This is a genomic window from Streptomyces sp. NPDC090442, assembly GCF_044769405.1.
GTDB lineage: Bacteria > Actinomycetota > Actinomycetes > Streptomycetales > Streptomycetaceae > Streptomyces.
This window is the reverse complement of sequence record NZ_JBIVXW010000056.1, coordinates 1-25,955: the sequence shown is the minus strand read 5'-3', so window position 1 is coordinate 25,955 and position 25,955 is coordinate 1. Positions and strand designations below refer to the sequence as shown.

29 protein-coding genes and 3 pseudogenes are annotated in these 25,955 nt (G+C 71.8%); 20 read left to right on the top strand and 12 right to left on the bottom strand.

Annotated features, from left to right (window positions below):
* Window positions 1-15: 15 nt before the first annotated feature.
* From ACIQU6_RS31545 to ACIQU6_RS31530, 4 genes are all read right to left on the bottom strand, one after another.
* Entirely contained in the window at window positions 16-849 is an 834-nt protein-coding gene (locus tag ACIQU6_RS31545) for an oxidoreductase (RefSeq protein ID WP_403485130.1), read from the bottom strand.
* A gap of 93 nt (window positions 850-942) precedes the next feature.
* Window positions 943-1,332, bottom strand: coding sequence for a tautomerase family protein (locus ACIQU6_RS31540; RefSeq protein ID WP_403485129.1), 390 nt, complete (start codon window positions 1,330-1,332; stop codon window positions 943-945).
* A gap of 123 nt (window positions 1,333-1,455) precedes the next feature.
* On the bottom strand, window positions 1,456-2,121 hold the full coding sequence (locus ACIQU6_RS31535) for a response regulator (protein ID WP_403485128.1): 666 nt from the start codon (window positions 2,119-2,121) through the stop codon (window positions 1,456-1,458).
* Window positions 2,122-2,125: 4 nt separating this feature from the next.
* On the bottom strand, window positions 2,126-3,412 hold the full coding sequence (locus tag ACIQU6_RS31530) for a sensor histidine kinase (protein ID WP_403485127.1): 1,287 nt from the start codon (window positions 3,410-3,412) through the stop codon (window positions 2,126-2,128).
* Between the two features lie 191 nt (window positions 3,413-3,603).
* Here ACIQU6_RS31530 and ACIQU6_RS31525 point away from each other — a divergent pair, with 191 nt between their 5' ends.
* Window positions 3,604-4,161 carry a heme-binding protein gene (locus ACIQU6_RS31525; RefSeq protein ID WP_403485126.1) on the top strand — a complete coding sequence of 186 codons (558 nt, stop codon included), beginning with the start codon at window positions 3,604-3,606 and terminating at the stop codon, window positions 4,159-4,161.
* Between the two features lie 69 nt (window positions 4,162-4,230).
* On the opposite strand, the gene ACIQU6_RS31520 is transcribed toward ACIQU6_RS31525, so the two are convergent.
* Window positions 4,231-4,896 (bottom strand): TetR/AcrR family transcriptional regulator, encoded by a 666-nt coding sequence (locus tag ACIQU6_RS31520; protein ID WP_403485125.1) that lies wholly within the window; start codon window positions 4,894-4,896, stop codon window positions 4,231-4,233.
* A gap of 336 nt (window positions 4,897-5,232) precedes the next feature.
* Between ACIQU6_RS31520 and ACIQU6_RS31515 the strand changes: the two genes are divergently transcribed.
* The 7 genes from ACIQU6_RS31515 to ACIQU6_RS31485 all read left to right on the top strand — a co-directional run bounded on the left by ACIQU6_RS31515 (window position 5,233) and on the right by ACIQU6_RS31485 (window position 13,530).
* Entirely contained in the window at window positions 5,233-6,504 is a 1,272-nt protein-coding gene (locus ACIQU6_RS31515; protein WP_403485124.1) for a flavin-containing monooxygenase, read from the top strand.
* A gap of 24 nt (window positions 6,505-6,528) precedes the next feature.
* Window positions 6,529-7,008 (top strand): RidA family protein, encoded by a 480-nt coding sequence (locus ACIQU6_RS31510; protein ID WP_403485123.1) that lies wholly within the window; start codon window positions 6,529-6,531, stop codon window positions 7,006-7,008.
* The gene (locus tag ACIQU6_RS31505; RefSeq protein WP_403485122.1) at window positions 7,005-7,679 is read left to right on the top strand and encodes a DUF1028 domain-containing protein; all 675 of its coding nucleotides are present in this window, start codon (window positions 7,005-7,007) and stop codon (window positions 7,677-7,679) included. The genes ACIQU6_RS31510 and ACIQU6_RS31505 overlap by 4 nt, the downstream gene beginning before the upstream one ends.
* Window positions 7,676-8,824: a M20 family metallopeptidase gene (locus ACIQU6_RS31500; RefSeq protein WP_403485121.1), complete on the top strand. Its 1,149-nt coding sequence runs from the start codon at window positions 7,676-7,678 to the stop codon at window positions 8,822-8,824. The genes ACIQU6_RS31505 and ACIQU6_RS31500 overlap by 4 nt, the downstream gene beginning before the upstream one ends.
* A gap of 93 nt (window positions 8,825-8,917) precedes the next feature.
* Window positions 8,918-10,264: an MFS transporter gene (locus ACIQU6_RS31495; RefSeq protein ID WP_403485120.1), complete on the top strand. Its 1,347-nt coding sequence runs from the start codon at window positions 8,918-8,920 to the stop codon at window positions 10,262-10,264.
* Window positions 10,265-10,363: 99 nt separating this feature from the next.
* Window positions 10,364-11,290 (top strand): LysR substrate-binding domain-containing protein, encoded by a 927-nt coding sequence (locus ACIQU6_RS31490; RefSeq protein WP_403485119.1) that lies wholly within the window; start codon window positions 10,364-10,366, stop codon window positions 11,288-11,290.
* Window positions 11,291-11,655: 365 nt separating this feature from the next.
* The gene (locus tag ACIQU6_RS31485; protein ID WP_403485118.1) at window positions 11,656-13,530 is read left to right on the top strand and encodes a glycoside hydrolase family 15 protein; all 1,875 of its coding nucleotides are present in this window, start codon (window positions 11,656-11,658) and stop codon (window positions 13,528-13,530) included.
* A 61-nt stretch (window positions 13,531-13,591) separates the two neighbouring features.
* On the opposite strand, the gene ACIQU6_RS31480 is transcribed toward ACIQU6_RS31485, so the two are convergent.
* Window positions 13,592-14,398 carry a HipA family kinase gene (locus ACIQU6_RS31480; RefSeq protein ID WP_403485117.1) on the bottom strand — a complete coding sequence of 269 codons (807 nt, stop codon included), beginning with the start codon at window positions 14,396-14,398 and terminating at the stop codon, window positions 13,592-13,594.
* A gap of 201 nt (window positions 14,399-14,599) precedes the next feature.
* Between ACIQU6_RS31480 and ACIQU6_RS31475 the strand changes: the two genes are divergently transcribed.
* Window positions 14,600-14,830, top strand: coding sequence for a hypothetical protein (locus ACIQU6_RS31475; protein WP_403485116.1), 231 nt, complete (start codon window positions 14,600-14,602; stop codon window positions 14,828-14,830).
* 187 nt (window positions 14,831-15,017) lie between these two features.
* Window positions 15,018-15,281: a chaplin gene (locus ACIQU6_RS31470; RefSeq protein ID WP_403485115.1), complete on the top strand. Its 264-nt coding sequence runs from the start codon at window positions 15,018-15,020 to the stop codon at window positions 15,279-15,281.
* Between the two features lie 111 nt (window positions 15,282-15,392).
* Here ACIQU6_RS31470 and ACIQU6_RS31465 read toward each other — a convergent pair whose 3' ends face one another.
* Complete coding sequence (locus ACIQU6_RS31465) at window positions 15,393-15,863, bottom strand: MarR family winged helix-turn-helix transcriptional regulator (protein WP_403485114.1); 471 nt, start codon at window positions 15,861-15,863, stop codon at window positions 15,393-15,395.
* A gap of 158 nt (window positions 15,864-16,021) precedes the next feature.
* Here ACIQU6_RS31465 and ACIQU6_RS31460 point away from each other — a divergent pair, with 158 nt between their 5' ends.
* The 5 genes from ACIQU6_RS31460 to pcaB are packed head-to-tail and all read left to right on the top strand — an operon-like array spanning window position 16,022 to window position 20,262.
* Window positions 16,022-16,804 (top strand): CoA transferase subunit A, encoded by a 783-nt coding sequence (locus tag ACIQU6_RS31460; protein ID WP_403485113.1) that lies wholly within the window; start codon window positions 16,022-16,024, stop codon window positions 16,802-16,804.
* Window positions 16,804-17,481, top strand: a complete 678-nt coding sequence (locus ACIQU6_RS31455; protein ID WP_403485112.1) for a CoA transferase subunit B — start codon at window positions 16,804-16,806, stop codon at window positions 17,479-17,481. Before ACIQU6_RS31460 ends, ACIQU6_RS31455 begins: the two co-directional genes overlap by 1 nt.
* 45 nt (window positions 17,482-17,526) lie before the next feature.
* Complete coding sequence (pcaH, locus tag ACIQU6_RS31450; protein ID WP_403485111.1) at window positions 17,527-18,300, top strand: protocatechuate 3,4-dioxygenase subunit beta; 774 nt, start codon at window positions 17,527-17,529, stop codon at window positions 18,298-18,300.
* Window position 18,301: 1 nt separating this feature from the next.
* Window positions 18,302-18,892: a protocatechuate 3,4-dioxygenase subunit alpha gene (gene pcaG, locus ACIQU6_RS31445; RefSeq protein WP_403485110.1), complete on the top strand. Its 591-nt coding sequence runs from the start codon at window positions 18,302-18,304 to the stop codon at window positions 18,890-18,892.
* Window positions 18,889-20,262 (top strand): 3-carboxy-cis,cis-muconate cycloisomerase, encoded by a 1,374-nt coding sequence (gene pcaB / locus ACIQU6_RS31440; protein WP_403485109.1) that lies wholly within the window; start codon window positions 18,889-18,891, stop codon window positions 20,260-20,262. Before pcaG ends, pcaB begins: the two co-directional genes overlap by 4 nt.
* Here the strand turns inward: pcaB and ACIQU6_RS31435 are convergent.
* The gene (locus ACIQU6_RS31435) at window positions 20,234-20,773 is read right to left on the bottom strand and encodes a DUF3995 domain-containing protein (RefSeq protein ID WP_403485108.1); all 540 of its coding nucleotides are present in this window, start codon (window positions 20,771-20,773) and stop codon (window positions 20,234-20,236) included. The two genes, pcaB and ACIQU6_RS31435, sit on opposite strands and share 29 nt — an antisense overlap.
* A 110-nt stretch (window positions 20,774-20,883) precedes the next feature.
* Between ACIQU6_RS31435 and ACIQU6_RS31430 the strand changes: the two are divergent.
* Window positions 20,884-21,526, top strand: a pseudogene (locus ACIQU6_RS31430) (LysE family translocator).
* A gap of 49 nt (window positions 21,527-21,575) precedes the next feature.
* On the opposite strand, the pseudogene ACIQU6_RS31425 reads toward ACIQU6_RS31430, so the two are convergent.
* Both ACIQU6_RS31425 and ACIQU6_RS31420 read right to left on the bottom strand, forming a co-directional pair.
* A pseudogene (locus tag ACIQU6_RS31425) lies at window positions 21,576-21,683 on the bottom strand (MaoC family dehydratase); the annotation flags it as partial.
* Window positions 21,660-21,944: pseudogene (locus ACIQU6_RS31420) on the bottom strand (amidohydrolase family protein); the annotation flags it as partial. The pseudogenes ACIQU6_RS31420 and ACIQU6_RS31425, both read right to left, overlap by 24 nt.
* Before the next feature lie 419 nt (window positions 21,945-22,363).
* Between ACIQU6_RS31420 and ACIQU6_RS31415 the strand changes: the two are divergent.
* Window positions 22,364-22,789, top strand: a complete 426-nt coding sequence (locus tag ACIQU6_RS31415; RefSeq protein WP_403485107.1) for a MarR family winged helix-turn-helix transcriptional regulator — start codon at window positions 22,364-22,366, stop codon at window positions 22,787-22,789.
* 25 nt (window positions 22,790-22,814) lie between these two features.
* Window positions 22,815-24,203, top strand: a complete 1,389-nt coding sequence (locus tag ACIQU6_RS31410; protein WP_403485106.1) for an alpha/beta hydrolase family protein — start codon at window positions 22,815-22,817, stop codon at window positions 24,201-24,203.
* Window positions 24,204-24,310: 107 nt separating this feature from the next.
* Here ACIQU6_RS31410 and ACIQU6_RS31405 read toward each other — a convergent pair whose 3' ends face one another.
* A complete protein-coding gene (locus tag ACIQU6_RS31405; protein WP_403485105.1) occupies window positions 24,311-24,661 on the bottom strand; it encodes a hypothetical protein in 351 nt (116 codons plus the stop codon).
* The gene (locus ACIQU6_RS31400; RefSeq protein ID WP_403485104.1) at window positions 24,648-24,887 is read right to left on the bottom strand and encodes a hypothetical protein; all 240 of its coding nucleotides are present in this window, start codon (window positions 24,885-24,887) and stop codon (window positions 24,648-24,650) included. Before ACIQU6_RS31400 ends, ACIQU6_RS31405 begins: the two co-directional genes overlap by 14 nt.
* Before the next feature lie 395 nt (window positions 24,888-25,282).
* On the opposite strand from ACIQU6_RS31400, the gene ACIQU6_RS31395 reads away from it, so the two are divergent.
* Together ACIQU6_RS31395 and ACIQU6_RS31390 are read left to right on the top strand one after the other, a co-directional pair.
* The gene (locus ACIQU6_RS31395; protein WP_403485103.1) at window positions 25,283-25,438 is read left to right on the top strand and encodes a hypothetical protein; all 156 of its coding nucleotides are present in this window, start codon (window positions 25,283-25,285) and stop codon (window positions 25,436-25,438) included.
* Between the two features lie 202 nt (window positions 25,439-25,640).
* Complete coding sequence (locus tag ACIQU6_RS31390) at window positions 25,641-25,769, top strand: hypothetical protein (RefSeq protein ID WP_403485102.1); 129 nt, start codon at window positions 25,641-25,643, stop codon at window positions 25,767-25,769.
* Window positions 25,770-25,955 lie beyond the last annotated feature (186 nt).

Genomic DNA, 25,955 nt, shown 5'->3' with positions numbered 1-25,955 from the left:
CCGGATGCCGAATCGCTACGCGTCGAAATCGGTGGAGCGGGTGAGCTCCTCCCACGCCTCGAACTCCGCCCGGGAGCCGTCCAGTTGCATGGAGACCGCATCGGCGGCATCACTGCCGAGCAGCAGTCGCAGCGGGGTGTTCTCGGCATCCAGGGCGGTGAGGATCGCGGCGGCGGCCTTGACCGGGTCGCCGGGCTGCTGCCCGTCACTGTCCGCGAGCGACGCCCGGACCGGGCCGACCGTCTCCTCGTAGGCAGGGAGCGCGGTCGACCGGTTCAGCGCGCCAGGACCGGCGAACCCCGTGCGAAACGCGCCCGGTTCGACGATCAGCACCTTGATCCCCAACGGTGCCACCTCGGCGGCGAGCGCCTCCGACAGCCCCTCCAACGCGAACTTCGTCGCGCAGTAGGCCCCGACGCCGGCGAACGCGAACCGGCCGCCCATACTCGACATCTGGACGACGGCCCCCGACCTGCGCTCACGCATGTGCGGGAGCACCGCCCGGGTCAACGCGGCCGGCCCGAACACATGCAGCTCCATCAAGTCCCGCAACTCCCGGTCGGTGGTCTCCTCGACCGCGCCGACATGCCCCCGACCGGCGTTGTTGACCAACACGTCGATCCGGCCGTGCCGTTCGACGATCTCGCGTACCGCGGCCTCGACGGCGTCGAGGTCCGTGACGTCCAGCGGATACGCCTCCACCCGGCCCGGGTGCGCCGCGACCAGATCGTCCAACGCCGCTGCGCGGCGCGCCGCCGCCACGACGATGTCGCCTGCGGCGACCGCGGCCTCGACGATCGCCCGGCCGAAGCCACTGCTCGCCCCCGTGACCAGCCACACCTTGCTCATCTCTCGCACTCCCCTGATCGCCTCGACGTCTGCCGGCCACAGCTTGCCGGCACGCCACCACGCCGGTCCAAGAGTTGCGGTGATAGCCGATGGTTATGGCGTGGCGAGGTACTGCGCCTCGCCGTTGCCGAGCGACCAGTCCGCCGACGCGTTCTCCGTCACGGTGACGAACACATTGCGCGGCTCGGTCCCCGCGTACGCCTGGGCCAGCTCGGCGATCCGGCGGTAGAGAGCCTGCTTCTGCTCCGGTGTGCGTCCCGCGCGCATCGTGATCGCGACGTACACGATGCCGTCGTCACGCCGCACGCCCAGGTAAGTGCCGTGGTGCAGCGTGCTGTTGACCCCGTCGTGGCTGACCAGGACCTGGAAGTGGTCGTCAGCCGGGATGCCGATCGCCTCGATCAGGGCCTCGTGCACGGCGCGACCGAGCGCGTCGAGCCGCTCGGGATCGGCCCGCAGCGCGTCAATGCGAACGAAGGGCATGGTGGTCTCCCGTGTCTCCTGTGTTGTGTGCCTGACGGTTGTCACCGGTGGCACACATGGGCTGTACATACTAGTAGTTACAGGAATCTGCTGCGGGTTCCAAGCCCAGTCGGCATCCACCGCTCACGGAATCAGGCGCTGCTCCTTGGCCGCGGCCACCGCGCCCGCGCGCGTCTCGACACCCAACTTCGCGTAGATGCGGACCAGATGGGTCTTGACGGTCGCCTCGCTGATGAACAGGGCCTGGGCGATCTCCCGGTTGCCCAGGCCGCGGGCGAGCTGGCCGAGGATGTCCAACTGGCGCTCGGTGAGTGCGGCACGGGGCTTGCGAACGTGCTCCAGCACGCGGTCGGCCGCGGGCGCGGACAGTACCGCCCGGCCCTCCGCGGCGGCGCTGATCGCGGCGAAGAGCTGCTCGGGGCGCTCGGCCTTGAGGAGGTAGCCGGTCGCGCCGACCTGGATGGCCCGGGTGACGTCGGCGTCGGTGTCGTAGGTGGTGAGCACGAGGACGCGGGTGCCGGGCACCTCGGTGACGAGGCGGCGGGTGGCCTCGATCCCGTCGATGCCGGTGCCCAGGCTGAGATCCATCAGCACCACGTCGGGCCGCTGCTTCGCGGCGACGGCCAGCGCCTCCTCGCCGGTGGCCGCCTCGCCGACGACCTCGATGCCCGGTTCGGCGGAGAGCAGGGCGCGCAGGCCGGCCCGGACCACGGCGTGGTCGTCGCAGAGCAGCAGGCGAATGCGTCGTTCCGGCGCGCCCGCGCGGGAGTTCGGGGCGGTGGGGGACATGCGGTCACTCCTCGTCTTCCGGGGCAGGGGCTGGGCCGGCGGCCCGGAGGGGGACGGCGGCGGAGACGACCGTGCCCTCCCCGGGGCGGGACTCGACGGTCAGCGTGCCGTCGAGCTGCCGCAACCGGGCCTCCATGGCGCGCAGTCCGTGGCCCCGGTGCGGCGCCGACCGCCGCGCGTCCTGCTCGGGCGGGAAGCCGCGGCCGTTGTCGGCGATGTCGAGGACCACGTCCTCGTCCAGGTAGCTGAGGGTCAACACGGCGTCGCTGGCGTGCGCGTGCTCCCGTACGTTGGCGACGGCGCCCTGGGCCACCCGCAGCAGCCCCGCCTCGACGGCCGGCGGCAACGGGACGGGCTCGCCGTCGACCCGGAAGCGCACGACCGGCCCACCGGGCGACGATCCCGCCGCGGCCCCGGCGGCGGACTCCCGCCGGGCCAGGGCCTGTAGAGCCTCGGGCAGCCCGCCGCTCGCGAGGTCCGCGGGCGCCAGGTCATGGACGAACCGACGCGCCTCGACGAGGTTGCGCTCGGCGATGTCCGACGCGGTGGACATATGACGGTGCGCCGCCTCCGCATCCGCGTCCCAGATCCGTTCGGCGGCCTGGAGCAGCATCAACTGGCTCGACAGCGCCTGGGCGAGGGTGTCGTGGATCTCCCTCGACAGCCGCTCCCGTTCCGCCAGCACGCCGGCCTGCCGCTGGCTGGACGCCAGCACGCGACGGGTTTGGACCAGGTCCTCGATCAGCGAACGCTGCCGGATCGACTGCCGCTGCATGTGCACGAACACCGCCGCGGCCAACCCGGCGACCACCGGCGGCACCACGATCAGCAGCGGATCGGGCCCGTTGATGCGCAACTGCGCGACCACCACCAACACGGTCAGTACGGTGATCAGCGCCAGCGCGGCCCGGGTCGGCAGCAGTTGCAGCGCGGTGTAGACGATCGCCACCGCGCTCCAGGCGAAGCTGGGTGCCTGGAGCACCAGGACCACCCACCCCAACACGAACGCGCCGAGCCAGGCACGCCGCCACGGCACCGGGATCTCCCCGTCCACCGCCGGCCGGGCCACGTAGGCCACCGCGAGCAGCGAGGTCAGCCCGATCACCCACCAGGTGTTGGAGGCGCCGGGGTGGTGGGTGAGAAAGCGCGCCATGGCGGCGATCAACAGCAGGACGAACGAGGCCGAGATCACCGCTTCCATCCCGCGGCCGGTTGAGCCGGCGGCGACTCCCGCCGGCGCTCCGTCGTCCGCGGCTCCGGTACCTTCGCGGCTCACGTGCTTCACGTTCATCCCTGATTCGTAGCCCGGATTCCGACCCACACCTGTCATCCGATCGGTTGACACCGACGTCATCCATCATGCTCCGTGACGCCATCCGCTCCGCCGACCGCCCCCGCGCCGGGCCCGCCAAGGATGGACACACCGCAACCACTGCGGGCCGCGGGCCGCCCGGCCCCGGGTCGACGAAGAGGAGCACTCCCATGCAGATGCCGTCCAAGCGCGTCCGGATCGTCACCGGCGCGGCCGCGCTGGCCGCCGTCGGACTGACCGCCGTCGGCGCCGTCGCCGTCGCGGCCCCGGAGAAGAGCGGCAAGCCCGCCGCGGCGACCGCGGGGGAGGCGCCGACCCAGAGCGTCGTCGCTACCGACCACCTGACCGTCGCCGCGGCGACCAAGGCGGCGCAGGCCGCGCTCGCCGCCGCCGAGAAGGCCGACCAGCACGTGTCGGTGTCGGTGGTCGACCGCAACGGCAACACCCTCGTCACGCTGCGCGGCGACGGCGCGGGCCCCCAGTCGTACAAGGCGTCGGAGGCGAAGGCGTTCACCGCGGTGTCCTGGAACGCGCCCACCTCGGCGCTGGCCAAGCGCCTGGAGACGGCGCCCACCCTGAAGGACATTCCCGGCACCCTGTTCCTCGCCGGCGGCGCCCCCGTCCAGGCCAAGGGCGCCCCGATAGCGGGCGTCGGCGTCGCGGGCGCCCCCAGCGGCGACCAGGACGAGCAGTTCGCCCAGGCGGGCATCGCCGCACTCAACGGCTGACCACCCCCACCGGACCTCGGGTGCCTGGCCCGCTCGGGCCAGGCACCCGAGGTCAACGCCCCGTCACCATCAGGCGGTTGACGAACCGGACGACCCGTCAGTCGGACGGGTGGCGTAGCCGAGGGCGGTCTCGCTCAACGTCCCCTCCACGAGGTCGAGGAGTTCCAGGACCGCCTCGGCGATCGCGTCCGGGCCCTCGCCGGCCACGATGCGCCGGCCGACCTCGGCGTAGACCAGGGAGTGGAACCAGCCGATCTGACTGGCGACCACGCGGGGTGTCTGATCGTCCGCGGCGGCGCCGGTCTCCTCGGTGAGGACGACGCCGAGCGCGTCGGTCATCTGCCGGCCGAGGTCCTCCAGGCGGGCGGTGAGGGTGGGCGCGGCCCGCATCATCTCGAAGACCCGCCCGAAGCCCGAGGTCAGGCCCACCGCGCGGTCGCGGCGCCGCAGTTCGTCGCGGAGGTGGGCGAGGACGGCCCCGGCGGCGGACTCGCCGGCCCGGCGGGCGCGGACGATGTCGGCGAGCCGCTGCGGGGACGCCTGGTCCGGCGGCAGGACCAAGTCCTCCTTGGACTCGTAGTAGTTGTAGAGGGTGTTGACCGAGACCTCTGCGGCCGCGGCGACCTCCGCGATGGTCACGCGGTCGAAGCCCCGCTCCACGAAGAGGCCGATGGCCACCTCCGAGATGCGTTGCCGTGTCTGCCGCTTCTTGCGCTCCCGCAGCCCTTCACTCATGCCCCAACCCTAACCCGGACACCGAACCGCACTGCATCTTTGCATTCCATTGCGCTTTCGGTGGTCCGTCCCGAGCGCCGCAGGGTGCGGCGTGCCACGGACGCCGGCGGACGGGATACGCGCCAACTCCTGGCCGCGGGCCGTGAGATGAGCGACCGTGAGCGACCGGCGCGGGATAGAACCACGCTCGCAACAGGCGCCCCAAACATCCAAAGAACAGATTGCTCATAACGAAAACATCTGTTGGACAGTTCCACGGGCGCGCTCAAGGATGACTCCTGCGGTAGCGCAGTCACCGCGACACCGGGATGGACTACCGCCTGAGTGGAGGCGCAAATGCCGAGTGAAGAGACCGAAGTTGTCGTCGTCGGGGCGGGCCAGGCGGGCGTGGCGATGAGCGAGCACCTGGGCGCCCACGGCATCCCGCACATCGTCCTGGAGCGGCACCGGATCGCCGAGCGATGGCGCTCCGAACGATGGGACTCCCTGGTCGCGAACGGGCCCGCGTGGCACGACCGGTTCCCGGGCCTGGAGTTCCCCGGCCTCGCCCCCGACGCCTTCGCGTCGAAGGAGCAGGTCGCGGAGTACTTCGTCGCCTACGCCGAGAAGGTAAGTGCCCCGATCCGGTGCGGAGTTGACGTGACCTCGGTGCGCAAGCGCGCCGGCCGGCCCGGCTTCCGGGTCGAGACGTCGAAGGGCTCCCTCGACGCGCGCTTCGTCGTGGCCGCGACCGGACCGTTCCAGCGTCCCGTGATCCCGCCGATCGTTCCCGACGGCGCCGTCCCCGTGCAGATCCACTCCAGTGGGTACCGCAACCCGGAGCAACTTCCCGAAGGCACGGTCCTCGTGGTCGGGGCCGGATCCTCGGGGGTCCAGATCGCCGACGAACTGCACCGGTCCGGCCGCCGCGTGCTGCTCTCCGTCGGTCCGCACGACCGGCCGCCGCGCGCGTACCGCGGACGTGACTTCTGCTGGTGGATGGGCGTGCTCGGGATCTGGGACGCGCAGACGCCTCCCCAGGGAGCGGAGCACGTCACCATCGCGGTCAGCGGGGCCCGGGGCGGCCACACCGTGGACTTCCGCACCCTGGCCGACACCGGCGTCGAACTCGTCGGCCTCACCGCGTCCTTCGACGACGGCATGCTGCACTTCGCGCCGGACCTCGCCGCGAACATCGCCCTCGGCGACGCCAAGCACCTGGAATTCCTCCGAACCGTCGACGCGTACGTCGAGCGCAACGGACTCGACCTCCCCGAGGAGCCCGCGGCCCACGTCCTGGGACCCGACCCGGACTGCGTGACCAGCCCCCGCCTGGAGCTCGACCTGGCCGGGGCCGGCGTCACCTCCATCGTCTGGGCAACGGGCTTCGCCACCGACTACGGCTGGCTCGACGTGGACGCGTTCGACGAGGACGGCCGGCCGGACCAACGACGGGGAGTCTCCTGCGAACCCGGCCTCTACTTCCTGGGCCTGCCCTGGCTGTCCCGCCGCGGGTCCAGCTTCATCTGGGGCGTATGGCACGACGCCAGATACGTCGCCGACCACATCGCGACCCAACGGGGATACCTCGCCTACGACCTCACCGACCGCCCGACGCCGCGACCGTGACCCCGAAGCACTGAGGAGCAGACGATGACCTCCACGACCCCAACCGGTGGGGGCCGACGGGCCAACGCCCCGATCGTCGCCGGTGGCCACACCCGGATCCGCCCGTTCAACACCCGCGACACCTACCCCGAGCAGAACCTCGACAACGACCTCTGCCAGGCCGTCGTCGCCGGCAACACGGTGTACGTGCGCGGCCAGATCGGCCAGGACCTCGACACCAGCGAGTCCGTCGGCATCGGCGACGCCGAGGCCCAGGCGGAGCAGGCCATGGCCAACATCAAGATGCTGCTCGAAGAAGCCGGCAGCCGCCTGGAGCACCTCGTCAAGGTGACCATCTACCTGATCGACCCGCGCTACCGCGAGGCGGTGTACCGCGCCGTGGGCCGCTGGACCAAGGGCGTGCACCCCATCTCCACCGGACTGGTCGTCTCCGCCCTGGCCCGCCCGGAGTGGCTGTGCGAGATCGACGCGATCGCCGTGATCCCCGAGGAGCAACTGGCATGACCCTCTCCCTTGTTGTGCGCGACGGCGCCCGATTCGGCGTCGTGGCCACCTCGTCGAGTCCGGCCGTGTTCGCCCGGGTCGCCCACCTGCGGCCCGGGGTCGGCGCGGCGACCTCGCAGAACATCACCGACCCCACCCTCGGCACGAGCCTCCTGGAGGGACTGGCCGACCACGGCGACGCGGCACGCGCCTTGACCGACGTCACCGGCGCGCCCCGCAACGCCAAGACTGTCGACTACCGGCAGTTGACCGTCCTCGGCCGCTCCGGTGCCGGGTTCGCCCACAGCGGCGCACGGACGCTCGGCACCTACGGCTCGGCCACCGCGGACGGCGCGGTGGCGGCCGGCAACATGCTCTCCGGCCAGCACATTCCCCGCGTTCTCCTCGACGCCTTCGCCGAGGCCACGGGGGAGCTCGAAGAGCGGCTGCTCGCCGCGTTGAAGGCCGCCGTCGCGGCCGGCGGCGAGGAGGGGCCGGTGTACTCCGCGGGCCTGGCGGTCGTCGCGGACGTGGACTGGCGGGTGACCGACCTACGGGTCGACTGGGCCGACGAGCCCGTGGACCGACTCGGCGAACTCCTCGCCGTCTGGCTGCCGCAGCGGGACGACTACGTACGGCGCGGCCTCGACCCCGCCGCCTCCCCTTCGTACGGCGTCCCGGGCGACCTGTGAGGGGCGCGCCGAAGGAGGCGGCCCGGCGGGCGGTCGACCGCCGGGCGGAGGAGCTGACCGGTCTCTCCGAGCGGCTGCACGCCGACCCGGAGACCGCCTGGGAGGAACACCGGGCCGCGGCCGCCGTCCCCGAACTGCTCGACCGCGCCGGATTCGACGTCACCTCCGCCTACTTGGGCCTGGAGACGGCGTTCCACGCCCGGATCGGCAGCGGTCCCGTCCGCATCGCGCTGTGCGCCGAGTACGACGCGCTGCCCGGCCTCGGTCACGCGTGCGGACACAACCTCATCGCGGCGAGCTCGGTGGGGGCCGCCCTCGGCCTGGCCGCCGTCGCCGATGACGTCGGCCTCACCGTCGAGGTCTACGGCACCCCCGCGGAGGAAGGCGGCGGCGGGAAGATCGAGATGCTCGACCGCGGCGCCTTCGCCGGGGTCGACCTCGCGATGATGGTGCACCCGGCGCCGGTCGACGTCGCCGAGGCCCGGCCGTTCGCGGTCAGCCACTCCCGGATCTCCTACACCGGGAAGTCCGCGCACGCCGCGGCCTATCCGGAGGCCGGGGTCAACGCCGCCGACGCCTTCACCGTGGCCCAGGTCGCGATCGGCCTGCTCCGCCAGCAACTGCCCGCCTCGGCCCGGGTGCACGGCGTGGTGACCCACGCCGGGGACGCCCCGAACGCCATCCCCGAGCGGTCCAGCGGACGCTGGTACGTGCGGGCCGAGACGCTCGCCGAACTGGCCGCGCTGGAGCCGCGCATCATGCGGGCCTTCGAGGCCGGTGCCCTCGCGACGGGCTGCGAGCTGGAGATCGAACCGGAGAGCAAACCGTACGCGGAGTTCCGCACGGACCAGACCGCCCTCGGCCACTACCGCACCAACGCCCTCGCCCTGGGCAGGGAGTTCGCGCCGCCCGGCCAGGCCGCTCGGATGAACCGCGCCTCCACCGACATGGGCAACGTCTCACAGGTGGTGCCGGCCATCCACCCCTACATCGGCATCGGCTCCCTGCCCGCCACCAACCACCAGCACGAGTTCGCCGCGTACTGCGTGGGCGGGACGGCGCAACGCGCCCTGCTCGACGGGGCGATCGCACTCGCCTGGACCGGCGTGGACCGCGCCGCACTGGCCGGGGGAGCGGCGGAGTGACGGGGGCGGCCGCCGCCCGCCCCCGCACTGAACACCGCCACCGACACCCGCACGGCTCCGGCCCCTTCACCCCGTCCCCACAAGGAGGCGCGCATGCGCACCCAGAACAGCGGCACCGCTCAGACCGACGTCGCGGCGCCCACCGACGTGGTCGATCTGCGCAGGAGCGTCATCGCGGGAGCCATCGGCGTGTTCGTGCACTGGTTCGACTGGTCTGCCTACGCCTACCTCGCCGGCACCGTCGCGACCGTGTTCTTCCCGGCCAAGGACAGCACGAGCGGACTGCTCGCCGTGTTCGGGGTGTTCGCCGTGTCCTTCGGCATCCGCCCTGTCGGCGCCCTGGTCTTCGGGCCGCTCGGCGACCGGATCGGCCGCAAGCGCACCCTGTCGCTGGTCATCTTCCTGATGTCCGGCGCCACCCTGGCGATCGGTCTGCTGCCCGGCCACGCCTCGATCGGCATCGCAGCCCCCGTGATCCTGGTGGTCCTGCGCCTCGTCCAAGGCTTCGCCGCGGGCGGCGAGTTCGGCAGCGCGGCGAGCTTCCTCGCCGAGAGCGCGCCCCGGCACCGCCGCGGCTTCGGCGTCAGCTGGCTGGAGGTCGGCTCCCTCCTGGGCTTCCTCGCCGGCTCGTTCGTCTTCCTGCTGCTGTCGACGGAGCTCGACACCCACCAGCTGACCTCCTGGGGCTGGCGCATCCCCTTCCTGGTCTCCGCGCCGCTGGGCGTCATCGGCTTCGTCATCCGCAACAAGATCGAGGACACCCCGGAGTACCGCACGCTCGAAGCCAACGACTCCGTTCCCCGCAGCCCCGCACGGGAACTTCTGTGCCGTCACAAGCGGCAGTTGCTCCAGGCGGCGGGTCTGATGGCGGCCATGCACGTGCCCTTCTACGCGGTGCTGACCTACCTCGTCACCTACGAGACCGACCACCTGGGGCGCTCGGCCGGCAACGCCGCCCTGCTGTCCACGGCGATCTCGCTGCTCGGCCTCGTGCTCGTGCCGTTGTTCGGGCTGCTGTCCGACCGGGTGGGGCGCAAGCCGGTGTTCGTCGGCGCCACGGCCGCGCTGCTGGTCGTCGCCACCCCGGCCTTCCTGCTGATGCGGACCGGGCTCGTCGGCACGTGGATCGCCGGTCTGCTGCTCGGCGTGATCCTGGCGGCGATCCTCGGCACGTACGCGGTGTGGTCGGCGGAGGTCTTCCCCACCCGCACCCGCCAGAGCGGCCTGTCCGTCGCCTACAACCTCACCGCCGCCCTGTTCGCCGGGACCGTGCCGTACCTGATGACCGTGCTCATCTCCGCGACCCGCAGCACCCTGGTACCCGGCCCGTACCTGATGGTGTTCGCCGCCGGCGGCCTCGTCGCCGCCCTGTCCCTGCGGGAGACGGCCGGCTCCGCCCTACTGCACCCCGAGGACGTGTCCGAGCCGGCGGCCCCCTGAGACCCGCCAACCGGCACCGAACCAAGGCCCGCCCGACAGGCCAGGGCCGGGCGGAATTAAGGTCGGCGCCAACCGGATCACCAGGCACAAGGGCCACGCATGTCATCACCAGTGGGATTCACGCTCGTTCAGCTCCGCTACTTCCTGGTCGCCGCCGAACGCGGCTCGATGACGGAGGCGTCGACGGAGCTGCGCATCGCCCAGTCCGCCGTCTCCACGGCCGTCCACAACCTGGAACGGGACCTTCGGGTGCAGCTCTTCATCCGCCGACGGGGCCGGGGCCTGACGCTGACACCGGCCGGCGAGCGGCTCCGACAACAGGCGCGGGAACTGCTCGGCCGCGCCCGCGAGGTCGAACGCGAGGCCCGGGGAGACGGCGAGTCCCTCTCCGGGCCGGTCGCCGTCGGCTGCTTCGTGACCCTGGCCCCCTACTACCTGCCACCCCTGTTCAGCGAGTGCACCCGACGCCATCCCGGCATCGAGATCGACGTCGTGGAAGGGGAGACCGACCAACTCGTCCAGGCCCTGACGGCGGGACACATCGACTTCGCCCTCACCTACGACCTCGGCCTGTCGGCCGAGCCGGACCTGCGCGACGAGACCATCGCCCACGCCCCGGCGTACGTCATCGTGGCGGCCGACCACCCGCTGGCCGGCAAGGACAGCGTGGAGCTGGCCGAACTCTCCGGGGAACCGCTCGTCCTGCTCGACCTCCCGTACAGCCGCGACTACTTCCGCTCGCTGGTGGCCGCCACCGGCACCGCACCCGATGTCCGCTACCGCACCCGGAGCTACGAGACCGTGCGCTCCCTGGTGGCCCGCGGACTGGGCTACTCCGTGCTCAACCAGCGGCCGGCGACCAGCCAGACCTACGGCGGCGGCGAGATCGCGGAACTCCAACTCCGGGACGGCGGGCCGCCGCTCGAAGTCAGGATCGCCTCCCTGAGGAGCATGACCCAGACCGCCCGCGCCCGCGCCGTCATGGACGTACTCCGGGAGATCGCCATCCGACCCACCGAACTCTGAGCGGGCGCCCGCGCGGCGCGCGAGGATCTGGGCGGCCCCCACCCTGCTGCTGTCCTACCTGGTCATCGTCCCCGCACTCGTCCGGTTCCGGCTCCGCCGACCCGACGTCGTACGGCCCTACCGCGCCCCCTTCGGCCGCCGCGGCTTCATGACCTGCACGATCGCCGTACCTTTGCAGGCCGGGGCCCTCGGCCTGAGGATCGCCCGGCGGGAGAGCGCTGCGGTGCCCCTCGCCGGCGAGGTGGACGGCCGGGGTAGAGCCGGGCCGGCACCGCGAGGGCTGCCGCGGCGCCTGCCTCCGCTTTCGCGCGCCGGACGACGGGAGCGGACAGTGGAGGTATGCGCCCCTCGGAAGCGTGATGATCATGGAACGGTACCCAGCCATCGCGGACCACGGAGTCGTCGGGGACCTGCAGACCGCCGCGCTGATCTCCTCCCAAGGGGTCGTCGACTGGTTCCCGGCGCCCCGGTTCGACTCGCCCAGCGTCTTCGCCGCCCTGCTCGACCACGACCGCGGCGGCCACTTCCGCTTCGCCCCCGAAGACCGGGGCAGCCGCACCTGCAAACAGCTCTACTACCCGGACACCGCGGTCCTCGTGACCCGGTTCATGTCCCCCGACGGCGTCGGCGAGGTCATCGACTTCATGCCACCCGACCGCACGGGCACGCCGTCCGACCGGCACGTGCTGATCCGCGGCGCCAGAGCGGTCCGCGGAACGGTCCGCTTCGACCTGGAGTGCCGCCCGCGCTTCGACTACGCACGGGCCGACCACACCTGCGACCTGCGCGACGACATCGCCACCTTCCGGGCACCGGGCATGACGGCACACTTGCAGAGCACCTTCCCGCTGCGTCCCGACGGCACCGACGTGCGCGGCACGGTCACCCTGCGCGCCGGAGAGCTGGCCGCGGCCGTCCTCACCGTCGACGCCGCACCGAACGCACCGACGCCGCCACCCCTGTGCCGAGAGGCCCTGACGGAACGCCTCTGGCAGGTCGTGGAGTTCTGGCAGCGCTGGATCCTCACCTCCCGATACCGCGGCCGCTGGCCGGGAGTCGTGCACCGCTCGGCGATCACCCTCAAGCTGCTCACCTACCTCCCCACCGGGGCACCGGTCGCCGCGGCCACCATGGGCCTGCCCGAGCAGATCGGCGGCGAACGCAACTGGGACTACCGCTACACCTGGGTCCGCGACGGCTCACTCTCCGTACGGGCCCTGCTCGACCTGGGGTTCGCCGAGGAGGCGGCGCAGTTCACCCACTGGCTGGGCGACCGCCTCCAGCCCCCGGAGGACGCCCGGGGCGAACCGCTCCAGATCATGTACCGCGTCGACGGGGACCCCGACCTCCCCGAGGAACTCCTGCCACACCTCGCCGGCTACCGCGACTCGTCCCCCGTGCGCGTCGGCAACGCTGCCACCGACCAACTGCAACTGGACATCTACGGCGAGGCGCTCTACGCCCTGTCGGAGGCCCGGGAGACCGCCATGCGGGCCGGCTACCACGGCTGGAAGAACCTCGCCCGGACGCTGGACTGGCTCGCCGACTCCTGGGACCGCCCCGACGAGGGCATCTGGGAAACCCGCGGCGGCCGCAAGGACTTCACCTTCAGCCGGATGATGTCCTGGGTGGCCTTCGACCGCGGCCTGCGGCTGGCCGCCGAGTACAGCCGGCCCGCAGACACCGCCCGCTGGACCGCCGCCCGCGACACGATCCTGGAACAGGTGATGCAGCGCGGCTGGGACGCGGAGCAACGGGCCCTCGTCCAGCACTACGACGGCACGGTGCTCGACGCCTCGCTCCTGCTCCTGCCGCGCGTGGGCTTCCTCTCACCCAGGACCGAGAGCTGGCTGTCGACGCTGGACGCCATGGAACGCACCCTGGTGTCGGACAGCCTCGTCTACCGCTACGACCCCCTCGCCTCACCCGACGGTCTCCGCGGCTCCGAAGGCACCTTCAGCCTGTGCACCTTCCTCTACGTCGACGCCCTCGCCCGCGCCGGCCGTCTCCGCCAGGCACGCTACGCCTTCGAGAAGATGCAGACCTACGCCAACCACGTCGGCCTCTTCGCCGAGGAAATCGGCCCCAGCGGCGAACAGTTGGGCAACTTCCCCCAGGCATTCACCCACCTGTCCCTCATCATGGCCGCCACCACGCTGGACGACGCCCTGGACCGGCAGCGGGCCGGAGCGCAGAGCCGGGACGACCCACCCGGACGACTCGGCACCTGGCCCCACTGACGGCAAGCAGGCCGCGCCGCCGATCCAGCCGGGCCACCGGAGCGCCCGAGCACCTGCGCCGTCAGGCGTCCCGGACCGCGAACCCCGCCGGAAGCCAACGCCCCGACTCCCGGGCGCGCGCCGCGAGATGGGCGACATAGGCGGCGCGGACCTCCTGCGGCGTCGCGAACCCCGGCTCGCCCACGAGCCAGGCATCGGGCACCGCGGCAACGACCTCGCGCAGCAGCCCGGCGGTCACCCGTGGCGCCAACTCCGCGTCCGCGGCGGCCACATCGGGGCGATGGGCGCCGAGCGCATGGTGCCGGAAGTCGTAGGCCCGCCCTGCCGCGCCCCCCGCGGTGTCCCAACGGTGGTGGAAGACCAGGGCGGCACCGTGGTCGATGAGCCACAGGCGGGGCCGCTGATGCCCGGAGGTCGGCCAGGCCATGAGGTTGGGGCTGTGCGTGGTGCGATCGACGTTGGCGGTGAACGCGTCCAACCAGACGATCCGGGCCGCCTCCGCGGGCTCGACGTGCACCGCATCGGCCGTGAAGTCGGCCGCCCCCGGCAGGAAGTCCATGCCGAGGTTGAGCCCCGCACTGGCCCACAACAGGTCCTGCACCTCCTGATGCGGTTCCTCCCTGGCAACCTCCGGATCGAAGTGGACCAGGACCAACTCCGGCACCCGCAGGCCCAGTCGCCGCGCCAGCTCGCCCACGATGACCTCGGCGACGAGCGCCTTCCGTCCCTGCGCCGAGCCGGTGAACTTGACGACATAGGTGCCCAGGTCGTCGGCCTCGACGACGCCGGGCACCGATCCACCAGTGCGCAGCGGCGTCACGTACCGGACGGCCGTCACCGCCCGCAGCCCCCCTGATGCCGAGGTCATGGCCCCGCCCTCCTTTCCGGATCCGCCACGGGCGCCCGGCGACCAGCCACCTGGTCACCCGCACCGCATCGACTTCATTGAATCCTACTGTAAACATGCAATGCGTTACTCTTTTCTGGGTTCGGGCAGAGACGATGCTCACCGCCCGATGTCCGATGTGCCCGCGGGTGAGCGGGAGTTGATGAGAGGGGAAGGGGCGGCATGACCGGCATGGAGAGTCGCGATGCGGCGGTACGTCGCGTCAACGAGGCGTTGCAGGCGTACACGTTGTCCGCCGAGGGGTGGCGCCGCAGCCCCGGCGAGACCTTGCAGTGCGTCCTCGCCGACCTGCTGCACTGGTGCGACGACACCCAACGCGACTTCGACGCCGCCCTGCGGCGGGCCCGCGCCCGGCACGCCGAGGCGACCGGGCGGGCCGACGGCGACGGTTGAGGCGCATGGCAAGGTCGATGCCAGGAATGACACGCCTATGCCAGAGGAAACAGCGCGAAAGAGCGAACTGTCCGCAACTGCCCTAATGGTGACGTTCTGTATGCCGAAGGGAAGAGCAGAGGGCGGCAATGGGCCGCTTGGAATGATCGAAAGGTTTGGAATGTCACGGATCACTCGAATTACCGCCATGGCTGCTCTCGCTGCCACCACTGCTCTGGGCGGGAGTTCGGCTGCCTTCGCCGACAGCGGCGCAAAGGGTAGCGCCGTCCGTTCACCCGGCGTGATTTCGGGCAACGTCATCCAGATCCCGGTGCACGTTCCCATCAACCTGTGCGGCAACACCGTCGAGTTCATCGGGCTGTTGAACCCGGCCTTCGGCAACCACTGCTTCAACGGCCACTTCAAGCACCACAAGGAAGGCCGCCACGGCCACGGTGGCGGTCGCCACTGAGCGGCTGAGCCACGGCTTCGACGCGACGGACCCGCCCCGTCCCTGTTCCGATCTCCTCGGTCAGGGACGGGGCGGGTCCGTTGTGCGCGCGGGGGAGCGGGCCGCGGCAATTCACGGCGCCGGTCGCTCCGGTGGGCGGGTGATGGGGGCGCGCAGGTCCTCGGCCGCGTCGGACACTCGTTGCAGCAACTCCAGGAAAGCGGACCGCTCCTGGGGGTCCAGCGGGGCCAGGAAGACCTCGTTCATCCGGGCCGTTCGTGCGGCGAGCTTGCGGTGAAGGCGGGTGCCCTCCGCGGTGAGACGGAGCGCGGAACGCCGGGCGTCCCTGCTGTCCCGGACCTTGTCTACCAGGCCGCGGCCGACCAATCGACGCACCACCTCCGCGATGGTGGAGCGGTCCAGGCCGACCCGCTCACCGACGGTGCGCTGGTCCAGGCCGTCCGCGCCGACCAGGGTGTTGAGCACCGCGAACTGCGGGGAGGTGACGTCCTCCGAGACCATCGCGGTCCACAGCAACGTGTGCGCCTGTTGCAGTCGGCGGGCCAAGTGGCCGGGGTGGGTGCTGAGATCGAGCGGGGGCACGGCGGTCCTGTCCTCCCGGGCGGTGTGCACTGCGCGACGCTCGCCACGCAATGCTCAGTGCACTGAGGGTCTTGCCCTTGTCATCTCATCATGCCACGCTGCCGAATTGGCGAAGACAGTCAGTGTGCTGAGTATGTGATGCGTCGAGAGGAGGGCGGATGGACAAGGTGGTGGCCTCGGCCACGGAGGCGGTGGCCGACGTGCGGGACGGGGCGACGCTGGCCGTCGGCGGCTTCGGGCTCAGCGGGGTGCCCGACGTACTCGTCCAAGCCGTGTACGACAAGGGCGTCGACGGACTGGGCATCGTGTCGAACAACTGCGGCGCGATGGAACGGGGGTTGGCCGTGCTGCTCGCCGCGGGCCGGATCGCCCGCGTCACCGGCTCGTACATCGGCGCCAATAAGGAGTTCGCGCGCCGGTACCTGGCCGGCGAGTTGGAGGTCGAGATGATCCCGCAGGGGACGCTCGCCGAGCGGCTGCGCGCCGGGGGCGCCGGCATCCCCGCCTTCTACACCCCCGCCGGGGTCGGCACCCAGGTCGCCGACGGAGGACTGCCCTGGCGCTACGACGGCTCGGGCGGGGTCGCGGTGGCCTCGCCACCCAAGGAGGTACGGGAGTTCGACGGACGCCGCTACGTGTTGGAGCACGGAATCCGCACCGACTTCGGGCTCGTCCGGGCCGCCAAGGGCGACCGACACGGCAACCTGGTCTTCGCCAAGTCCGCACGGAACTTCAACCCCCTTGCCGCGATGGCCGGACGGGTCACCATCGCCGAGGTGGAGCAACTGGTCGAGCCCGGCGAGATCGACCCCGACCACGTCCACCTGCCGGGCATCTTCGTGCAACGGGTCGTGGCGCTCACCGCGGAACAGGCCGCCGACAAGCGGATAGAACGACGCACCGTCGCCGTGCCGGAGACATCGGGAAGGGAGGCGCGCTGATGCCCTGGAGCCGCGAGGAGATGGCCGCCCGCGCCGCCCGAGAACTGACGGACGGTCAGTACGTCAACCTCGGCATCGGACTGCCCACGCTGATCCCCAACTACCTGCCCGACGACGTCGAGGTGATCCTGGAATCCGAGAACGGAATCCTGGGGACCGGACCATACCCCACCGAGGACCAACTCGACCCCGACCTCATCAACGCCGGCAAGGAGACCGTCACCGTCCTGCCCGGCGCCGCCTACTTCGACTCCGCCCTGTCCTTCGGCATGATCCGCGGCGGCCACATCGACGTCGCGGTGCTCGGCGCGATGCAGGTCTCACACCACGGCGACCTCGCCAACTGGGCCGTCCCCGGCAAGCTGATCACCGGAATCGGCGGCGCCATGGACCTGGTGCACGGCGCCCGCACCGTCCTCGTCGTCATGACCCACACCACCAAGGACGGCTCGGCCAAACTCGTCGACGACTGCACGCTCCCACTCACCGGCCGGGCCTGCGTCGACCGGATCATCACCGACCTCGCCGTGCTCGACGTCACCGCAGACGGCTTCGCCCTCGTCGAACGGGCGCCCGGCGTCACGGCCGAGGAGATCGTCGAGAAGACCGCCGCACCGGTCCGGTTAGCGGACCGGTGCGGCGGAGGGTCGGTGAGCGGCGTCGAGGCGGGGAACTGAGCGCGCGAGCCCACGCAGCCATCGAATCAAGGGAGTTCACCACCCATGACAGCGACGCAAGGCGACATCGACCAGGAGATCGCGCGGGAGCGGGCGGCGTACGAGGAAGCCGTCGCCGCAGGAGCCCCGCGCACCCACCACCCCGCCCGGAACTACCCGCCCTACCGCTCCAGCGCGCTGCGCCACCCCACGCAACCGCCGATCCCCATCACACTGGAGCGGGACCCGGAAGCCGTCGAACTGGCCTCACCCGTCTTCGGCGAGACCGACATCACCGCACTGGACAACGACCTCACCCGCCAACACCCGGGCGAGCCCCTGGGCGAACGGATCACTGTCAGCGGCCGCCTGCTGGACCGCACCGGCCGTCCCCTACGCGGCCAACTGATCGAGATCTGGCAGGCCAACGCCGCCGGCCGCTACGCCCACCAACGCGACCAGCACCCCGCCCCGCTCGACCCCCACTTCACCGGCGTCGGCCGCACGCTGACCGACGGCGACGGCGGCTACGCCTTCACCACGATCAAGCCCGGCGCCTACCCCTGGCACAACCACACCGGCGCCTGGCGCCCCGCCCACATCCACTTCTCGCTCTTCGGGGCCGCGTTCACCCAGCGCCTGATCACCCAGATGTACTTCCCCGGCGACCCGCTCTTCCCCCGCGACCCGATCCTGCAGTCCGTCACCGACGAGGCCGCGCGACAACGGCTGGTGGCGCGCTACGACCACGACCTGTCACAGCCCGAGTGGTCCCTCGGCTACCACTGGGACATCGTGCTCGACGGGCCCACCGCCACCTGGATCGAGGAGGGACGCTGAGATGACGCCCCCACCCGCGCTACCGACGCCCGCCCACACCATCGGCCCGTTCTACGGATACGCCCTACCGTTCCCCGACGGCGGTGACGCAACCCCGCACGGACACCCCGACGCGCTGACCCTGCACGGCCACGTCCTGGACGGCGCCGGCGCCCCCGTCCCCGACGCGCTGCTGGAATTCTGGGGGCCCGGACCCGACGGCGAACTGCCGCGCGCCGCCGGATCGTTGCGCCGAAACCCGGCAACCGGCGGCTTCCTCGGCCGGGACGGCGTCGGCTTCACCGGCTTCACCCGCGTACCGACCGACGCCGACGGTCACTGGACGATCCGCACACTACGGCCCGCCGCCCGCGGCGAGCGCGCCCCCCACCTCGCGGTCTGCGTCTTCGCCCGCGGCCTCACCCGCCACCTGTTCACCCGGGTCTACCTACCGGAACCGGACGGACGACCGACGCCCGCGGACCCACTGCTGGACGCCCTGCCACCCGAACGGCGCGCGACACTGCTGGCCACCGCCGAGCCGCGGGGCACCCATCGGTTCGACATCCGCCTACAGGGCGGCGCGGAGACCGTGTTCTTGGAGTTCGGATGAGTGCTGAGCGTGACGAGCAGGGCGGTCAGGGCGACTTCGGGCTGCTCGCGCCGGGACGGGTCGGGACGCCGGCCGAGGCCGCCACCGGAGACATCGCCTATCTCCAGGCGATGTTGGACGCCGAGGCCGCCCTCACCCGGGCCCAGGCGACCGTCGGCCTGGCCCCCGCCGAGGCGGCACGAGCCGTCGACGCGGCCGCCCACGCGGAACGCTTCGACGCCCGCGACCTCGCGCTGCGCGGGCGCTCAGGCGGCAACCCGGTCATCCCGCTGGTCGCCGCGCTCACCGCCGCGGTGGACGAACGCCATGCGCCCTACGTCCACCGCGGCGCCACCAGCCAGGACATCCTCGACACCGCGTCGATGCTGGTCGCCCACCGGACGTTGGGACCGCTCCTGGACGATCTGGAGCGCACCGCCGGCGCCCTGGCCCACCTCGCCGCCGAGCACCGCGCGACGGCCATGCCCGGCCGGACCCTCACCCAGCACGCCGTCCCGACGACCTTCGGCCTCAAGGCCGCGGGATGGCGCAGCCTGGTACTCGACGCCCGCGATCGCCTCACCGCGGTGCGCGCCGCGCTTCCGGCACAACTGGGAGGCGCGGCGGGAACGTTGGCGGCCAGCCAGGCGTATGCGGAGGGTGAGCGGGTGCCGGACCCCACGGAGGCCGTGCTGGGGCTGCTCGGGGCGTACGCCCGTGAAGTGGGGCTGGCCGAACCCGAGTTGCCCTGGCACACCCTGCGCACTCCCCTCGCCGCACTCGCCGGCGGCCTCGCCTTCGCCGCGGGGGCGCTCGGCAAGATGGCCGCCGATGTGCTGGTCCTCTCCCGTACCGAGGTCGGTGAGGTGAGCGAGGGCGCCGGCGGCGGCTCGTCGGCCATGCCGCACAAGGCCAACCCGGTGCGGGCCACACTCCTCGCCGCCGCGGCCCGCCGGGCACCCGCGTTGGCCGCAATCCTCTACGGGTGCCTGGCCGCGGAGGACGAACGGCCCGCCGGTGCCTGGCACGCGGAGTGGGAGACGCTGCGGGACCTGCTCCGCCTGACCGGGGGCGCGGCCCGGGACGCCGCGGAACTCGTCAACGGCCTCCAGGTGCACCCGGCGCGGATGCGCGCCAACCTGGACGTGACCGACGGCATGATCGTGTCCGAGCGGTTGTCCGCCGCCCTCACCGACCGACTGGGCCGGGCCGAAGCACGCCGCCTGGTGACCGAGGCGGCGCGCACCGTCCGCACCCAGGGCGGCACCCTGGCCGAGGCGCTCGCCACCGAACCCGCCCTGGACGGCGTCGACGTGGACGCGTTGACCGACCCCGCCCACTACACCGGAGCGGCGGCGGCCCTCACCGATCGGGCTCTTGACAGGGCGTGAGCGACTGTTCGGTGGCACCGTCACGCGGGCCCCACGTCCGTCCGAACCTCCGGGCGGCCAGGCCGAAGAGGAGACCGCCGACCAGGAACCACGGGTTCCACAGCACCAGCGTCCACAGCCGTTGCGCCGGGCTTATGCCTCTCTCCGGGCCCGCCGCCCCGCTGAGCAGCAACACCTCGACGGCGACCCCACGCACCAGCAGCACAGCGCAGGCGCACCACCCCAGAGCCTTGAGCACCGACCCCGCCGGGTCTCCGGGCCATGGCCTGGCGAGCAGCCATCCCAACCCACCACCGACAAGGCAGAGCGCCCCCACACCCCACAAGCCCGCCGCCACGAACCACCCGGGACGCTCCTCGGCCAGCGGCCCCGCCGAGACGCTCAGCCCCCAACTTCCGCCCAGCGCCCAGTAGAAGTGCAGCGCGGCGAAGGCGACCGCCCAGGCACACGCGCTACGCCCCCACAGCCCCGATATCCCCGTCGTTGCCTTGTTTCGCGGATCGTCCTGCATGGAGAGGAGCATGCCACTGTCGAGGCGTGCCCCTCACTGCGCGCCGGCGCCGCGGGTGTCTTGCCGCAACCCGGTGGAGTCCTGCGCGGGTGCGTGCTTGTATGGGCGCCATGGTGTCAGCCGACCGGTTGTTGGCCTTCGCGGGCATGTCGTTGTTGTTGATCGTGATCCCGGGGCTCAGCGTGCTGTTCGTCATCGGGCGGGCACTGGCGCACGGCCGCCGGGCCGCCTTGACCACCGTGGTGGGAAACACCCTGGGCTGCTATGTCCTCATCCTGGCCGTGGCGTTGGGACTCGGGTCCCTGGTGGAACGCTCCCTCCTGCTCTTCACCTGCGCTGAAACTGGCGGGCGCGGCCTATCTGGTCCTTCTCGGAGTGAAGGCGTGGCGACAACGCGGCGCACTGCGGGCCGAGTTCGCCGCCGAGCGAGGGGCCGCCAAGGGCAGTCTGCGCACGCTCCGGGAGGGCTTCGCGGTCGGTGTGGCCAACCCCAAGACCATGGTGTTCTTCGCGGCCGTGCTCCCGCAGTTCGTCGAGCGCGAGCGGGGCGGCGTGGCGGGGCAGATGCTGCTGCTCGGCCTGGTGTTCAACCTGATCGCGGTGGCCTGCGACAGCGTCTGGGGGCTGGCCGCGGGGACCGCGCGGGCCTGGTTCGCGCGCTCGCCCCGGCGACTGTCGGCGGTCGGCGGCGCCGGCGGGTTGGCGATGATCGGCCTCGGGGTGACCGTGGCCGCGTCCGGTCGGGCGGACTGAACACGTCGTGCGGGGCGAAGGCCGGCGTCGGCGGCCGGCGCCAGAGGAGGAAGCGGGACAGGCTCTGCAGGACGCAGGCCGGTTTCGTGCCGCCCTCGATCTCCAGCGTGCCGTCGACGGTGAACTGCACGCCGCCGGGCACCTCGTCGACGCTGGCCTTGAGGATCTTGGGGCGGACCTCGTCCTTGATCGGGAGGTCGGCGAAGTCGGCGAGCCAGTGGTCGGGGGTCAGCACGGGGTAGTCGGAGCCGAAGAGGACCTTGTCCTGGAGCAGGGAGTCGGCGTAGCGCACGAGTTGGGGCGGAAAGTACTTCGGGGACCAGCCGGAGAGGTCGATGTGCACGCCCGGCTTGTGGGTGGCCACGGCCAGCGCCTCGTCCTGCCACGGGAACGACGGATGGGCCAGGATGATCTTCAAACCGCCTGTTCGGCGGCCGCCTCGTCGACGTCGTTGACGACGACCGCGGCGCGCGGCGGCCAAGGCGGTGGCATAGGCCAGGCCGAGCCCGCGGCCGGAGCCGGTGACCACGGCGACCTTGCCGGTGAGATCGACGGGGGAGGGGTGTGCCATGGGAAGTCCCTTCGCGGAGCGGGGAGTTGCGCAGGGCGGTAGAGGCGTCGGAGAGCTGTGCTCGATCCACGTCGGACGATCCACAGCGAAGCTAAGACCAATAATTGTTGACGTCAATGGTTGTCGGCGGCACCAGTGCTGCGCCATGCTGAGCGCAGCACGCCCCGCGCACCGGCCCCACCCGGGCCCCGACCAGGGAGCACACCATCGCCAGCAAGCAACCGCCCACCCGCGGAACGGAATCCGTCGCCCCCGACCAACCCTGGATGCGCGGCCTGCACTCCGACACCGGCTACCTCCTCTACCGACTCGGCCTGCGCTCCGGACAGATGTTCAACGCCGCCCTCCAGGAATCCGGGGTGCGGCTGCGCCACTACGCGCTGCTGCGCTACCTCGCCACCGCCGAGGGCGCCCTGCAACGGGAGTTGAGCACCCGCCTCGGCTACGACCCCAGCGCCATCGTCGGCCTCGTCGACGACCTCGAAGGGCTCGGCTTCGTCGAACGACGCCCCGCACCCACCGACCGCCGCAGCCGCCTCGTCGTCCTCACCGAAGACGGCCGGGCCTTCCTGCGCGACACCGACCGGATGAGCCGCCACGTCACCGAGCGACTGCTCGCACCGCTCGCAGAGGACGAACGCACCGCGCTGCACGGGCTGTTGCTCCGCACCTCGGAGCCCGACCAACCCTGACCGGGCCGCACACGCGGTACCCGACGTGCGGCCCGGCCGCACGTCCTCCCTCCCACCCATCGACCGAGGAGGAACCGCCCGTGAAACCCCGCACCCCGGCCCCACGCACCACCGGCGTCCTGACCGCCGCCCTGCTCGCCGCCGGCACCCTCACCGCCGCCGCCCCGCGTACGCCACCGGCCGGACCGTCCACCTCCACGGCACGCTCGCCTCCGGCGCCACCTACGTGCTCGACGCACCGGCCCACTGGAACGGCACCCTCCTGCTCTTCAGCCACGGCTACCGCGCCGCCGGTTCCCCGAACCCCGCCGAGGACGCCTCCGACGCCCACACCGCGCGACTGCTCCTCGCGGAGGGATACGCCCTCGCCGGATCCTCCTACGCCACCACCGGATGGGCCGTGGCGCAGGCCGTCCCCGACCAACTCGCCACCCTCGACGCCTTCACCGCACGCGTCGGCCGGGCCCGACGCACCATCGCCTGGGGCCAGTCCTACGGCGGCCTGGTGACCACCGCCCTCGCCGAACGCCACCCCGACCGCCTCGACGGCTCACTGTCGACCTGCGGCCTCGTCCAGGGCGGCGTCGCCAACTGGAACTCCACCCTCGACCCGGTCTTCGCCCTCAAGACCCTCCTCGCCCCCGGCGCACACCTCCCGCTGACCCGCCGCGGCAGCCAGACCAACGCCCGCGCCGCCGCCCACGCCCTCACCGGCGCCGTCACCCGCGCACAGCGCAGCGCCACCGGCCGGGCCCGCATCGCGCTCGCCGCCGCCCTGCACAACATCCCCGGCTGGAACGACCCCACCCAGACCCGCCCCGCCCCCACCGACTACGCCGCCCAACAGGCCAACCAGTACCAGGCGATAATCGGCCTCCTGGCGATGCCCGCCTTCTCCTGGCGCCAGGAGACCGAACACCGCGCCGGCGGCTCCCCCTCCTGGAACACCGGCGTGAACTACGCCGCCCTGCTCCGCCACTCCGCCAACTACCCGGAGGTCAAGGCCCTCTACAAGGCCGCCGGACGATCCCTCGCCCACGACCTCGCCACACTCAACAAGCCCCCAGGCTCCACGCCGACCCCTCCGCCGTCGCCTACCTCACCCGGAACATCGCCTTCACCGGCCGCCTCCGCAAACCCCAACTGGACATCCACACCACGGGCGACCCCCTCATCCCCGTACAGTCCGAAAGCGCCTACCGACGCGCGACGTCCGCCGCCGGCACCGCACGCCTACTCCGCCAGGCATACGTGGACAACGCCGGTCACTGCACCTTCACCCCCGCCGAACGGGCCGCCGCCCTGCACACCGTCGACCGCCGGATCACCACCGGCCACTGGGGCGACACCGGCCCCACCGCCCTCAACACCGAGGCCCACCGCCTCGACCCCACCACCGCGGCCCGCTACATAGCCTTCCGCCCCGGCCCCTACCCCAGGCCCTTCGACCTCGCACCCCACCACCGCACCAACAGCCGTTGTACGTCGGCCGGTTGACGGCTCTTCACTCCACGAATCCCCTCACTCCACATGTCCGCAGACCGAGCAGACGAACTGACTCTCCTGCGTCGGCTTCCCGTCCTCGTCCGTCTCGACCGTCCGGTACATGGTGCCGCCGCACTTGCCGCAGCCTCTGGTCTCAATGAGCTGACCCATGCGCAGATCCTCCATCGGGGGGCGCGCACGGCACCCGCCGCGCAGCGCCAGTGCGTAATCGAGCAGGACGAACGCCTCTTGCCGGCCCCGCTCGCGGGTGGCGATGTCGTCCGCGGTCTCGCCCGTCGCCGCGACGCGACCGCACCGATAGCACCAGTGCCGGTTACTCTGGGCGCCCGGCTCCAGCATCGGCAAGCCGCAGTCAGGACAGTCCACCGTCGGCCTCCTTGACGAATCCGCACCGCGCGCAGACGGAGATCGAGCGCCCGTCCCGATCCCGTTGACCCCACATGGTGTTCCGGCACCGCGGGCAGCCGCTGGTGTGGATGCCGCGCGGCCCGAGCGGCGGAGGCTCGGGCGTGGACTCCACATACGCGATGATCAACGCCCGGTCCCGCTCGCTGTTCCCGGCCATGCGTGCTTCGTCGGCGAAGGTCCCCATGGCGCGGAGATTACTTGGCCGACGCGCGACGACCTTCTCCGGGAGTGCACTCGATCAGTTGAGATGACCAGCACCGCAGCCGGAGCCCGAGCGCGTCGCGGGCCCCGACCCCCGTCAATTTTAAATCAGTTGCTTGACTTACGTTTTTGGCCGGCGTTGACTGACCGCCGACTTCGAGCGACTTCGAGCGACTTCCGGACGAAGGGAGACGGTGGTGAGCCACGACAACGGCGGCCCCGCACTGGACTATCCGCTCACGGCACCGAGCGCGTTGGCGGCGCCCGCGGAATGGGGCGAGCTGCGCGCCTCGTGCCCGGTGGCCCCCGTGACTCTCCCCAGCGGCGACCGCGCCACGCTGCTGACTCCCCGTGCCCGTACGCCTCCAACGAGGCGACATGGCCCGCCACTTGATGGTGCACATCCTCGCCGAACGCGAACGCGCCCTCGCCGACGGCACCACCACCGTCCACGCCGACTGGGACACCTACGCCGACGGACTCGTCGACGCCCTCACCGGACTGTGGCTGGCACCCGTGACGCCCACCGCCTGACGATCACGGCACCGCACGACGGCCGTGTCGAACCGACCCGGATCGACACGGCCGCGGTGGGCGCACCGCGGCACGCCGCAGCCCGGACCAGCCCGAACGCGACTACGGCGACGCGCTCAGGGACGCGGACCTTTACAGCAAGGACGAGACCCTGAAGAAGGTCACACGCATCGGCATCGAGTCGATCAACGACCCCAAGGGCGTGATCAAGGAGAGCATGCTGAAGAAGGGCCAGCAGTACCAGGGCAAGATCGGCGGCAGCAACCTCACGGTCGACTTCATCGTCGGCCGCCAGGGCTGGTGGAACCACACCAGCCTCAACACCGCCTGACAGACCCCCCCGATCGCCCCGGCTCGGGCCTGCGGACCCCTCGCGGCCCGAGCCGGTGGCTATATGACCAGCCCTCAGCTTGGCGTTTAACGTCCGCCCGTGGTCAGCTCGTTGAGCTGGCCACGGGCTTCGCCGTTCTGCAGGCAGAGGGACGGCCTTTGCGTGATCATGTCTTCTCGCTGAAGA

What these genes read in the sequence shown, in the direction of transcription:
- ACIQU6_RS31545 (WP_403485130.1), bottom strand. Translation starts at nt 849, where the DNA reads ATGAGCAAGGTGTGGCTGGTCACGGGGGCGAGCAGTGGCTTCGGCCGG.
- ACIQU6_RS31540 (WP_403485129.1), bottom strand. Translation starts at nt 1,332, where the DNA reads ATGCCCTTCGTTCGCATTGACGCGCTGCGGGCCGATCCCGAGCGGCTC.
- ACIQU6_RS31535 (WP_403485128.1), bottom strand. Translation starts at nt 2,121, where the DNA reads ATGTCCCCCACCGCCCCGAACTCCCGCGCGGGCGCGCCGGAACGACGC.
- ACIQU6_RS31530 (WP_403485127.1), bottom strand. Translation starts at nt 3,412, where the DNA reads ATGAACGTGAAGCACGTGAGCCGCGAAGGTACCGGAGCCGCGGACGAC.
- ACIQU6_RS31525 (WP_403485126.1), top strand. Translation starts at nt 3,604, where the DNA reads ATGCAGATGCCGTCCAAGCGCGTCCGGATCGTCACCGGCGCGGCCGCG.
- ACIQU6_RS31520 (WP_403485125.1), bottom strand. Translation starts at nt 4,896, where the DNA reads ATGAGTGAAGGGCTGCGGGAGCGCAAGAAGCGGCAGACACGGCAACGC.
- ACIQU6_RS31515 (WP_403485124.1), top strand. Translation starts at nt 5,233, where the DNA reads ATGCCGAGTGAAGAGACCGAAGTTGTCGTCGTCGGGGCGGGCCAGGCG.
- ACIQU6_RS31510 (WP_403485123.1), top strand. Translation starts at nt 6,529, where the DNA reads ATGACCTCCACGACCCCAACCGGTGGGGGCCGACGGGCCAACGCCCCG.
- ACIQU6_RS31505 (WP_403485122.1), top strand. Translation starts at nt 7,005, where the DNA reads ATGACCCTCTCCCTTGTTGTGCGCGACGGCGCCCGATTCGGCGTCGTG.
- ACIQU6_RS31495 (WP_403485120.1), top strand. Translation starts at nt 8,918, where the DNA reads ATGCGCACCCAGAACAGCGGCACCGCTCAGACCGACGTCGCGGCGCCC.
- ACIQU6_RS31490 (WP_403485119.1), top strand. Translation starts at nt 10,364, where the DNA reads ATGTCATCACCAGTGGGATTCACGCTCGTTCAGCTCCGCTACTTCCTG.
- ACIQU6_RS31485 (WP_403485118.1), top strand. Translation starts at nt 11,656, where the DNA reads ATGGAACGGTACCCAGCCATCGCGGACCACGGAGTCGTCGGGGACCTG.
- ACIQU6_RS31480 (WP_403485117.1), bottom strand. Translation starts at nt 14,398, where the DNA reads ATGACCTCGGCATCAGGGGGGCTGCGGGCGGTGACGGCCGTCCGGTAC.
- ACIQU6_RS31475 (WP_403485116.1), top strand. Translation starts at nt 14,600, where the DNA reads ATGACCGGCATGGAGAGTCGCGATGCGGCGGTACGTCGCGTCAACGAG.
- ACIQU6_RS31470 (WP_403485115.1), top strand. Translation starts at nt 15,018, where the DNA reads ATGGCTGCTCTCGCTGCCACCACTGCTCTGGGCGGGAGTTCGGCTGCC.
- ACIQU6_RS31460 (WP_403485113.1), top strand. Translation starts at nt 16,022, where the DNA reads ATGGACAAGGTGGTGGCCTCGGCCACGGAGGCGGTGGCCGACGTGCGG.
- ACIQU6_RS31455 (WP_403485112.1), top strand. Translation starts at nt 16,804, where the DNA reads ATGCCCTGGAGCCGCGAGGAGATGGCCGCCCGCGCCGCCCGAGAACTG.
- pcaH (WP_403485111.1), top strand. Translation starts at nt 17,527, where the DNA reads ATGACAGCGACGCAAGGCGACATCGACCAGGAGATCGCGCGGGAGCGG.
- pcaG (WP_403485110.1), top strand. Translation starts at nt 18,302, where the DNA reads ATGACGCCCCCACCCGCGCTACCGACGCCCGCCCACACCATCGGCCCG.
- pcaB (WP_403485109.1), top strand. Translation starts at nt 18,889, where the DNA reads ATGAGTGCTGAGCGTGACGAGCAGGGCGGTCAGGGCGACTTCGGGCTG.
- ACIQU6_RS31435 (WP_403485108.1), bottom strand. Translation starts at nt 20,773, where the DNA reads ATGCAGGACGATCCGCGAAACAAGGCAACGACGGGGATATCGGGGCTG.
- ACIQU6_RS31415 (WP_403485107.1), top strand. Translation starts at nt 22,364, where the DNA reads ATGCGCGGCCTGCACTCCGACACCGGCTACCTCCTCTACCGACTCGGC.
- ACIQU6_RS31400 (WP_403485104.1), bottom strand. Translation starts at nt 24,887, where the DNA reads ATGGGGACCTTCGCCGACGAAGCACGCATGGCCGGGAACAGCGAGCGG.
- ACIQU6_RS31395 (WP_403485103.1), top strand. Translation starts at nt 25,283, where the DNA reads ATGGCCCGCCACTTGATGGTGCACATCCTCGCCGAACGCGAACGCGCC.